This is a genomic window from Streptomyces sp. NBC_00464 (assembly GCF_036013915.1).
Lineage (GTDB): Bacteria > Actinomycetota > Actinomycetes > Streptomycetales > Streptomycetaceae > Streptomyces.
Genome location: NZ_CP107901.1, coordinates 232,014 through 241,242 on the forward strand (window position 1 = coordinate 232,014; position 9,229 = coordinate 241,242).

A 9,229-nucleotide genomic window follows, 5' to 3' on the forward strand; every position below is an offset into this window, starting at 1 on the left:
GCGATGTTGGCCGCTTTGGTCGGCCCGTGCCGGCGTGTGAGGATCCGCCTGTGGAGTGTGATGTGTGCGGGCGGTCGATGTGGCGGTGGCCGGTACCACCGACGGCCTGGGAAGAGGAGATCTGGTCCTGTTCCTGGTGCCATGCGGCCACCCATGTGGGCGGCGAGTGGTTCGAGATTTCGCGCCCGCCGTATCTGCCCCTGGGGATGCGCTGGGAGAAGGCTGTCGCGGATGGCCTTGCCTCTGGTGTCTCCCACGCGTTCGGCATCTTCGACAAGACGCTGTGCGGCATTCAGGAAGCCGGCATGTCACCGTCCGACTACTCGTGGCTGCCGGAACGGGGAGATGCGTGCGGCGCCTGTCGGGAAGCGGCGAGTCTCATCGATAGCCGCTGGCCGCGGTCGATGAGGAGTGAGGATGCGCGGGTCACCGTGGCCCGGCGGCTATGAGTCCTTCCAGTTCGGAGTCGACTCTCGGGTGAGCCTGCGGCTCATCAGGTCGATCATCGCGAGGTGGATCATCGCTTCGGAGCGATGGGGGTGGGTTTCGTAGTCGCGGGCGAGGCGGCGGTGGTGCATGAGCCATCCGAAGGTCCGCTCGACGACCCAGCGTCGCGGAATCACCTTGAAGCCCTTGTGAGCGGGGTCGCGGCGGGTGATTTCGACGTCGATGCCGAGGCGGGCGCCGTGGTCGATGACCTTGGTGCGGTAGCCCGTGTCGGCCCACGCCTTCGTGACACGCGGATGGTCTGCGGCGATGCTCGAGAGAACCTGAATGCCGCCGACGTTGTCGGAAACGTTGGCGGCTGTGACCAGCACGGCCAGGAGGAGGCCGAGCGTGTCGACGCCGATGTGCCGTTTGCGGCCCGCGATCTTCTTGCCCGCGTCGATGCCCTGGTCGGCCGCGGGCACATTGGCCGAGGTCTTGATGCTTTGGGCGTCCAGGACGCAGGCGCTCGGATCGGCGTCACGGCCTTCGGCCTCCCGGACCAGTCGCCGCAGGAGACCGTTGAGCTGGTCGAAGACCTCGTCCTTCTGCCAGGCGGCGAAGTACCCGTAAACCGTCTCCCATGGGGCGAAGTCGTGCGGCAGGTACCGCCAGGGGATCCCGGTCCGGTCGACGTAGAGGATGGCGTCCATGATCCGGCGCAGATCGTGTTCGGGCGGTCGGCCGATGTCCAGTCCCTTTCCTCTTCGCTCGGCCCGCCAGGCTGTCAGAGTTGGTTCCAGCAGTTGCCAACGGGCATCGGACAGGTCACTCGGATAGGGCCGCTGCTTACGAGGCATGTTTCTGTAGTACCGATGGCCGCCGCCCTGCCACAGGGCGCAAACCGGTGCGAACGGGGGCGCGTTGGGATCAGACAGGAGCGAAGGGACCGAAACGGGCCCTCGAAAGCCGTCATCCGCCTCACCTGTCACAAACACGTCTACTGCCCCAGCCGACCCGAAGCGGTCCGTTAACTAAACGGCAATGAAGCACCCCTGTAGGGACAAAACGCTCTTTTAGAGGGCGTTTCATTTGGTGGCTTTCGGGTTGCCAGCCGATACGTACAGAGCCAGTTGATGCAGCCGTTGGTAGTAGCGGAGCCCTCTGGCTCGGTGAGCAACGGCAGGACCTGGTCCAGGTCCTCGATGCAGTCGCGGAGAGTCCCGAGGCGCTTCGTGTCGAGAGCCCCGCCGTTGTTCAACCAGACGGACACGCACCCGGCGATGTCTGCGTCGAGCAGGACCATGTCGGTGCCTGCCAGTTCCGCGCCACGTAGCGTGGCGGGGAAACGCGCGGCCAGGTGCTCCTGCCACAGGCAGGCAGCGGCGGCTTCAGGCTCCGCAGTTCTCTTCACACACCTCATCATCGTGCAGTGTCCTCCCGGCGGAGCGTTCTCGGCCTCCCGAGTCGGCGGTGACAGATGAGGGTCGCAGCTATGCCGACGAAGGCGAGGAAGTGCTCGGGCTTGCGTTCGTAGCGGCGGTGGAGGCGTCTGCAACCGGCCAGCCAGGAAACGGTTCGTTCGACGACCCAGCGGTGCCGGCCAGGGCCTCGGCAAAGTGGTGCTTCGTCCGGATTGGTGATCATGCGATCCCGAGGAGAGTGAGGGGCCGGTGGGGCTTCTCGCGTTGCGTCGCAGGTCGGCGGCGATGTTTCTCGGGTACTCACCGCAGTCGTTCTGGGGGCTGTGGCTTCCGGGGCTGGATGGGGATGCTCCGGAAGCCACAGCATGGGCGGCACCGCCCGTGACGCGGCGAAGGCTGGCGCCCCGCGCGCCCTGACGGTCACCGATACGATCGATGCGTTCCGCCAGTCACCACCGTTGCCCGCGAAACCCGTCCCCCGCCGCACGGACGCTCTCCCTGGTACGGCGGCCGTTACAACCGCCTCCCCCACTGCTTCTGCGGCGGAGCGATCCTGTGCACCTGCGCTTCCGAGGTCGTCACCTTCTCGGACAACGTCGGTGGGCTCAGCTCCGGAATTCTCACTGGTGACGGGCCCTGCCCCGGAGTCCGTTGACCACCAGTCCGAAGGTGGCTGCGGCGATGACCGCAGCGGCGACGGCGGGTAGGGCCCCGGCTTGCCAGTTGTCGAGTACTGCCCCGCCGAGCGTCGCCCCGGTGGCGATACCGAGGTTGAGTACGGTGATGCCGATCGCCCCGGAGGCGGCCTCCCGACCGGGGGAGGCGATCCGTAGCAGGTGCATCTGGAAGACCGGTGGCAGCAACCCGATGAGTACGCCCCAGCCTGCGATCACCACGACTGCCACGGAGAGATGGAGATCGAGTAGGAGCAGTGAGGCGGCGCTGCCGGCGAAGGCGGCACTGACCCAGCTGAGCGCCTGCCGCGGGAACCGGTCGGAGAGTGATCCGGCCCCGATGGTGCCGACCACCCCGGCCGCTCCGAAGACGAACAGCAGTATGCCGCTGGTGGCGTTTTCGTAACCGCCGAACTGTTTGAGCAGCGGTGCGATGTACGTGTAGAGCAGGAAGTGGCCGGTGATGACGAGCCCTCCGGCCAGCGCGACGCCGAGTACGGTCCACAGTGCCGGGTCTCGGCCTTCCTGCCGCACGGCTGGCTGGGGCGCGTCTGAAAGCGGCAGGGAACGGATACCCAGGGCCGCCAGCGCGAGCAGCGCCGCCAATGCGCCGAAGGAGACCCGCCACCCGAGCGCGACGCCGGCGGTAGCGCCGAGCGGAATGCCGACGATGCTGGCCATCGCGGGACCGGCCAGCACGACCGAGACGGCCCGGCCGGTCCGCGCCGGCGGGACGAGTGTGGCCACCGTTGGCACGAGCAGCGACCAGAAGAGGCCGTGCGCGGCAGCAGCGGTGATACGGCTGGTGAGCGCCCACCCGTACGAGGGGGCGAGTGCGGTGCCGGTGGTCGCGAGGGCGAGTAGCAGCAGAATGAGGGTGAAGAGCCGTCGGCGCGGTACCCGTGCGGTCAGCCGGGTCAGCGGGACGCTGGCTACGGCGATCGTCAGTGCCCATGCGCCGACCAGTCCGCCGGCGGTCGCGGGTGTGATGTCCAGGCCGTCGCTGAGCTGCAGCAGCATGCTCGCGGGCAGCAGTTCGGTGGTGACAGTGGCGAAGGCCGCGCCCGAGAGAAGGAGCAGTGCTCCCCAGGGCAACCTGGGCGGCGCTTCCGCAGCAATTTCGGTGGGTTGAGTACTCATGGTCGGTACCGTAAAGTCTCTCATTCATGTGAGAGTCAAGGAGCGGTTCATGAGGATCGGTGAGCTGTCCAAGCGCACCCGGATTCCGATCCGGATGCTGCGGTACTACGAGGAGCGGGGGCTGTTGAGGCCGGAGCGCGCACCGAGCGGCTACCGGCACTATCAGGAGGCGGACGTCGAACAGGCAACGCTGGTGAGCAGCCTGGTCAGATCAGGGCTGCCGACCAGACTGATCCTGCCGCTGCTCCAGAAGAACCAACTGAACCAGGTGGACGGGGACGAAGCAGACGACGGAGACGACCTGGTCGCACTGTTCGACGCCGAATTCGCCCGCCTCGACAGCCAGGTCAAATGCCTGAGCTTCAGCCGGAACGCCGTCCAGAAGCACCTGCGACGCCTCCGCACCAACCGGGTCAATCAAGAATCAACGGTCGCCTGAGCCGCTCAACCACCGTGCGCACAGCGGATGGTGGCTTCGAGGTGCTCAGATTGTCGGCCTTCCGCCTCATGCAGAATGCCGCCGGCCAACGCCCGGGCAAGCACGCGTGGTCCGGTGAAGGTGCTGGGCGTCCTCGACCACCACGGGCAGTTGAGCTTCATAGCCCTGCAACCCGCCGGCCATGACAGCGTCGCGGCCGGATCCACTGCGGCCGGCAACTCTCGATCCAGAAGTTGAACACGCGAAGATCCTCTCGGGGCGTCGCAAGTCCCGAACGTCCCTCGTTGCCGCCAGCCGTGTCAGGGTGGACAGAACCGACGCAGGCACCGAATTCCATGATCATGTGAGTGTCGAGTTCCCATGACCCCTGCGGAAGACCGTGCCTGCACCTGCATCCGCCCTGATCCCTCCCATCCTTGGCCAGTTCCGTGGTCAGCCTCCTCTGCAGCCGGCCGAGCATCCTGGCCTGCTGGAACGTCTGGCCGAGGTCCCCGATCCGCGAGCCGCTCGCGGGATACGGCACGCTCTCGGCTACGTCCTGGCGCTGGCCGCCGCGGCCGTGCTGACCGGAGCGACCTCGCTCCTGGCGATCAGCGAATGGGCTGCCGACGCGCCGCAGACAGTGCGGGCCGCCCTCGGCGCCCCGCACGACGTGCTGACCGGGCACCACCCAGTGCCCGGAGAGGCAACCCTGCGCCGGGTACTCTCCCGCGTCGACGGCGACGCCCTCGATCAGGCCGTCGGACGCTGGCTCGCCGACCGCCACCACGCATCACAACAGGCCAATGGTCTGCGGGGAATCGCCGTCGACGGCAAGAGCCTGCGCGGAGCCGCCCGCGCAGGAGGGCGCAAGATCCACCTTCTCGCCGCGCTCGACCACACCAGCGGCCTGGTCCTGGCCCAGCTCGACGTCGGCGAGAAGACGAACGAGATCACCCGCTTCCAACCGCTCCTGGACACCATCGGCGACCTCACGGATGCAGTGGTCACCAGCGACGCACTCCATACCCAGCACGAGCACGCCGCCTACCTGACCGGACGCTCGGCGCACTACATCGTGATCGCCAAGGGGAACCAGAAGAAGCTCCGCAAGCAGCTCGCAGCCCTTCCCTGGAAGCAGATCCCGCTGCAGGACCGCACCCGCGCCACCAGTCACGGCCGCAGCGAGATCAGACGCATCAAGGTCTGCACCGTGAACAACCTCCAGTTCCCCGGCGCCCAACAGGCCATCCAACTCAAACGCCACCGCGTGCACCGCAAGACCGGGAAGACCACCCTGCACACCGTCTACGCGGTCACCAGCCTGACTGCAGAGCGGGCAACGCCCGCCCAACTGGCGACCCTGATCCGCGGACACTGGTCAGTCGAATCGCTACACCACGTCCGGGACACCACCTTCACCGAGGACGCCTCCCAGCTACGGACCGGCAATGCACCCCGCGCGATGGCCACCTGGCGCAACCTCGCCATCGGCGCACTCCGCCTCGCCGGCACCACCAACATCGCCGCCGACCTGCGACACAACGCGAGAAGCCCCCACCGGCCCCTCGCTCTCCTCGGAATCGCATGATCACCAATCCGGACGAAGCACCACTTTGCCGAGACCCTGGCTCCGCCCCCGGCCCGTTGTCCTGCCAGACGCATCTTGCTCGCGCCGGTGCGCCGGGTTCAGCTGCTTGCTTGTGGTTCCTCGCCGTTGGTTCGCGTGTCGTCGAAGTGTTCGGCCGGGGTTGTCGGCAGCTGCTTCTTGGCGGGCCTGGGCCGGTTGAGGAAGCGGCGGGTGATGGCGGTGGTGAGGGCCGCCAGAGCGGCGGTGGGGAATCCGGACAGCAGACCGTGGGCGATCTCTTGGCATACCTGGTGCAGCATCGTGCGTGCCTCCTTGGTGGACGCGGAAAAGGGCAACGCACACAGATCAGCCCGGGTGAGGGCGCAGCCGCCGCAGAGTGAGCTGCCTTGCAGATGCTTGCTCCGGTCTTGAAGAAGTCCGTGGTCAGGAGGGTGCAACCTTCTAGGATCGGCTCAAGACTGCGGGAGATTGAGGGGGCTTTCATGGCGGGGCCGGCAGGGGTACGGACTGAAGAGCAGCTCATGCGCCAGCTTCGGCAGCTTGTTGAACACAGTCGGATCGCGGTCCAACAGCTGGCCCGGTCCGCCGGGGTATCGGAGAACACCATCCGGGCCATGGCACGGGATGGCGCCCCGTTCCCGCAGCAGAGCACCCTGGAAGCTGTGGTCAAGGCCTGCGGCGAGGACCCGAAACCCTGGATGGACGCCTGGCATAGGGCCAGCGACGCTCGTCCCCGGCCCGAACGGAACGGCGGCTCAAAGTCAGCCCAGCTGCAGATCGACGAACTCACCAAGGTTGTGGGTCAGCTGGTCGAGCAGGTGGCGCTGCTGACCGCGAAGCAGGATGCCGTCGTCGACGAGGCCCAGAACCAGCAGGCGCGCAGTGAACGGGCGTACCACCGGCTTCTCGTGAACCTGCCCGAGGCCCGCTTCACTCCAACTAAGTGGGTACGGAAGTCCGCCACAGCCTCGACCGTGTGCTGGATCCCGGAGCAGCCGGCCTACGACTCGCGCTACGTAGATATCGCTCTGGAAGGGCTGAGCGCCATGACCTCGAAACAGAAGTCGCTGCCGAAGCTCCGGACCATCCTTAGCTCGGTCACCCTCAACATCAACGTGGCCGAGGAACGTGTGCTCGACATCGGCGAAGACCCGTCGGACGACTATCCGGCCGTCCCCCGGACCCAGGTCGACGGGTACCTCAGGGAGATGAATAGGTGCCTGCTCAGCTACTTCGCAGAGCTGGCCGAGGGGCCTTCCCCTGAAGCGCCGTGACGAGAGCATCAGGCGATCTCCGCGTGGGTCAGGGTGCCGCGGGCCCTTGCGATCCAGCGAAGCCTGCGAATGCGCTGTGACGTGCGTCACTGAAACATTTGAGGCGTAACCCCCCATAACTAAGGCATCGGCAGGACTTGTGCCGCGTGCCCGTACCTGTGCCCGGCGCCCCATTCGATACCTGCACGGCTTGTAAAAGGCCAGTTCAGGCATTGAATGGGGTGCTTCTGCGTGTCCATGTTGAGCTGGGCTTGCGGGGCTTACCCCTCGCCGCCTCAAAGTCCTCACCACAGCCCCGTCGTGCGGTCCGTGCCGATGCCCGGATCGCCAGGGGGTGTGAAGAGCCGTGACGCCGGCTGTCAAGGGTTCGCGAATCCGCTGGAACAGCCCCTGCCCGGGGGCTGGATCGGATTTTCGCGAGAACTCGATGGTGGGCTCCGGATCGCGGACTGTGGCCCCGCGCTCAACCCGAGCGCACCGCTCAGAAGGAGATTCCCGTGTCCTCGCTCGCCCTGCTCGTCGTGCTGCTCCTGGTTCTCGTCGTCGTCCTGGTGGTGGGTGCCGCGGCCTACCTGGTCCACCGTCACCCGGTTCTGGAAGCACCGGTATTTGTGGCGATCGGTGCCGCCGGTCTGCTCGCGGCCTGCATCGTCCCGATTGCTGTCCGGTGACCGGGCGGCACTCACCACGCCTGCGGTACTCACCATGGGCAACTCACCACGGCTGCCCGCATCACCACGGTGGCGCCGGCAGTCGGCTGCACCGCGGCCGCGAGCAGTTGCACGAACCCGTGGACGCTGTCCGGCGTGGCGTCGGCGTTCACTGCTGTGACATGGGCGGTGACAACGTCGGTGACCCCGCCCATGGGCTGGTCTGTGACGTCAGCCGCGGGCCTCCACGGCGAAATTGCAGGTCATGCCCCGGTTTTGGTCTGGTGAGTGGCCGGACTTCCCTCGTATGCCGTCTGTTCTCCCGGATGAGGATTGGGGAGGAGTGGGGGCGGGGCGGCTGCCTCCGGGAGTCGGGGCGCCGCTGCGCTGGCCGTGGGAGGGGCCGCGTCGGCCAGCAGGCCGCCGCGTGGAGGGCCGGGGGAGCCCGGACGGCCCGGAGGCTCAGCTGAGGCAGATGCCGTTTACGCGATCGGCTCCAAGGCGAATTTGACGTTGTCACCGCTGGCTACCGCTGTGTGGCAGCCGCCGTTCGTGATCAGCGTCCCGTTGACGTAGATGTTCCATTGGTGAGTGCTGTCTGCCTCGTCGACATCGATGGCGGTCACGATGAAGTCCTTGAGACCTTCGTCGTAGTTGCTCTGCACGTTGAACTCGAACTTGTCGGAGGCGTCGATCAGGGCAGTGATCGGCGTCGAGCTGTTGGAGCCTGCGTCGCAGAGGGTGCCGTCGAAGACGGGCCGGGGCCCGGTGGTGATGGGGATAGTGCCTGTGAAGTCCCTCCCGGCGATGTCGAGGGTGACCTGCGTGCTCTGGGCTGTGGCCGGCGAAGCCGCCCCGCAGGTGAGGGCGAAGGCGAGGGCGGCCGCCCCGAGGGCGGACTTGCGGAGCAGGAACGGTGACGTCATGCGAAGACTCCCGATGAAGACGAACGTGATCAACGGGCCAACGAACGCGCATCGCATAGGTTGCGTCAGGCGCGCCGCCGGGTCAGAGATGGGACTGGTCGGCCTGATCATTCTCAAGCCCACCGCTGGGGATGAGGCGTAGAAGCCGAGCGCCGAGGGTTCAGAAACAGGTACTCAGCAAATTTGACGTATTGTCAGTGAAGGGTCAGAGGAATTGTTGCAACTCCTCGAATTCCCTATACGCCCCTGGCTGCCCGTCAGGGGAATATGGGTTGAGTCCCGGAATGAGGTTGACGGAAGATCAGTTCTTCGACAGGACTCCACGAAGGGTGCGGCGTCCGAGGCAGCACTTGGTTTTACCAGTCTCTACCCTGGTGCATCACTGATGCACCAGGGGACTGGGAGGGGTTCAGCCGGGGGAGTCGATACGGGAAGGTGAGAGCCGGCTGAGGTCGGCCCCTTCAGGACGGCAGGAGCCGACGACTCGTCGAGCCGCCGTACCAGCAGGGGGCTGGTGTGAGCATCAGCTACCATCTGACGAGAGGGCATGACGAACCCTCAGCGATTCCCGGTAGTGCATGAATTCCGGAGGAATTCATTTTGCAATTCCGGAGGAATTGCATAAACCCGTAGGGTTTATCGTCTTTACGCCCCGTAGGGGCGTGCGTCGTTCCTCCGGGCGAGCATCAGCGTGCTTCGTTCGGAC

General features: G+C 66.3%; 10 protein-coding genes and 1 pseudogene. 5 read left to right on the top strand and 6 right to left on the bottom strand.

Annotated elements, in window-relative coordinates; genetic code table 11:
- Positions 1-50: 50 nt before the first annotated feature.
- Positions 51-449, top strand: a complete 399-nt coding sequence (locus OG912_RS39925) for a hypothetical protein (protein WP_327713197.1) — start codon at positions 51-53, stop codon at positions 447-449.
- Here the strand turns inward: OG912_RS39925 and OG912_RS39930 are convergent.
- The 3 genes and pseudogenes from OG912_RS39930 to OG912_RS39940 form a co-directional block, all read right to left on the bottom strand.
- Positions 444-1,286, bottom strand: a complete 843-nt coding sequence (locus OG912_RS39930) for an IS5 family transposase (protein ID WP_327713196.1) — start codon at positions 1,284-1,286, stop codon at positions 444-446. The genes OG912_RS39925 and OG912_RS39930 overlap by 6 nt on opposite strands.
- Positions 1,287-1,848: 562 nt before the next feature.
- Positions 1,849-2,031: pseudogene (locus OG912_RS39935) on the bottom strand (transposase); the annotation flags it as partial.
- 439 nt (positions 2,032-2,470) lie between these two features.
- Positions 2,471-3,664 carry an MFS transporter gene (locus tag OG912_RS39940; protein WP_187285096.1) on the bottom strand — a complete coding sequence of 398 codons (1,194 nt, stop codon included), beginning with the start codon at positions 3,662-3,664 and terminating at the stop codon, positions 2,471-2,473.
- A 49-nt stretch (positions 3,665-3,713) separates the two neighbouring features.
- On the opposite strand from OG912_RS39940, the gene OG912_RS39945 reads away from it, so the two are divergent.
- Complete coding sequence (locus tag OG912_RS39945) at positions 3,714-4,103, top strand: MerR family transcriptional regulator (protein ID WP_187285097.1); 390 nt, start codon at positions 3,714-3,716, stop codon at positions 4,101-4,103.
- Positions 4,104-4,482: 379 nt separating this feature from the next.
- On the top strand, positions 4,483-5,673 hold the full coding sequence (locus tag OG912_RS39950; RefSeq protein WP_327713909.1) for an ISAs1 family transposase: 1,191 nt from the start codon (positions 4,483-4,485) through the stop codon (positions 5,671-5,673).
- Between the two features lie 98 nt (positions 5,674-5,771).
- Here OG912_RS39950 and OG912_RS39955 read toward each other — a convergent pair whose 3' ends face one another.
- Positions 5,772-5,972, bottom strand: a complete 201-nt coding sequence (locus OG912_RS39955) for a hypothetical protein (RefSeq protein ID WP_327713910.1) — start codon at positions 5,970-5,972, stop codon at positions 5,772-5,774.
- A gap of 222 nt (positions 5,973-6,194) precedes the next feature.
- Between OG912_RS39955 and OG912_RS39960 the strand changes: the two genes are divergently transcribed.
- Positions 6,195-6,947 carry a helix-turn-helix domain-containing protein gene (locus OG912_RS39960; RefSeq protein WP_327713911.1) on the top strand — a complete coding sequence of 251 codons (753 nt, stop codon included), beginning with the start codon at positions 6,195-6,197 and terminating at the stop codon, positions 6,945-6,947.
- Positions 6,948-7,444: 497 nt separating this feature from the next.
- Positions 7,445-7,618: a hypothetical protein gene (locus tag OG912_RS39965; RefSeq protein ID WP_327713912.1), complete on the top strand. Its 174-nt coding sequence runs from the start codon at positions 7,445-7,447 to the stop codon at positions 7,616-7,618.
- Positions 7,619-7,647: 29 nt separating this feature from the next.
- Here the strand turns inward: OG912_RS39965 and OG912_RS39970 are convergent, their stop codons facing one another.
- Both OG912_RS39970 and OG912_RS39975 read right to left on the bottom strand, forming a co-directional pair.
- Positions 7,648-7,812, bottom strand: a complete 165-nt coding sequence (locus OG912_RS39970; protein WP_327713913.1) for a hypothetical protein — start codon at positions 7,810-7,812, stop codon at positions 7,648-7,650.
- A gap of 267 nt (positions 7,813-8,079) precedes the next feature.
- Positions 8,080-8,523 carry a hypothetical protein gene (locus OG912_RS39975; RefSeq protein ID WP_327713914.1) on the bottom strand — a complete coding sequence of 148 codons (444 nt, stop codon included), beginning with the start codon at positions 8,521-8,523 and terminating at the stop codon, positions 8,080-8,082.
- Positions 8,524-9,229 lie beyond the last annotated feature (706 nt).

What these genes read in the sequence shown, in the direction of transcription:
- OG912_RS39930 (WP_327713196.1), bottom strand. Translation starts at nt 1,286, where the DNA reads ATGCCTCGTAAGCAGCGGCCCTATCCGAGTGACCTGTCCGATGCCCGT.
- OG912_RS39940 (WP_187285096.1), bottom strand. Translation starts at nt 3,664, where the DNA reads ATGAGTACTCAACCCACCGAAATTGCTGCGGAAGCGCCGCCCAGGTTG.
- OG912_RS39945 (WP_187285097.1), top strand. Translation starts at nt 3,714, where the DNA reads ATGAGGATCGGTGAGCTGTCCAAGCGCACCCGGATTCCGATCCGGATG.
- OG912_RS39955 (WP_327713910.1), bottom strand. Translation starts at nt 5,972, where the DNA reads ATGCTGCACCAGGTATGCCAAGAGATCGCCCACGGTCTGCTGTCCGGA.
- OG912_RS39960 (WP_327713911.1), top strand. Translation starts at nt 6,195, where the DNA reads ATGCGCCAGCTTCGGCAGCTTGTTGAACACAGTCGGATCGCGGTCCAA.
- OG912_RS39970 (WP_327713913.1), bottom strand. Translation starts at nt 7,812, where the DNA reads ATGGGCGGGGTCACCGACGTTGTCACCGCCCATGTCACAGCAGTGAAC.
- OG912_RS39975 (WP_327713914.1), bottom strand. Translation starts at nt 8,523, where the DNA reads ATGACGTCACCGTTCCTGCTCCGCAAGTCCGCCCTCGGGGCGGCCGCC.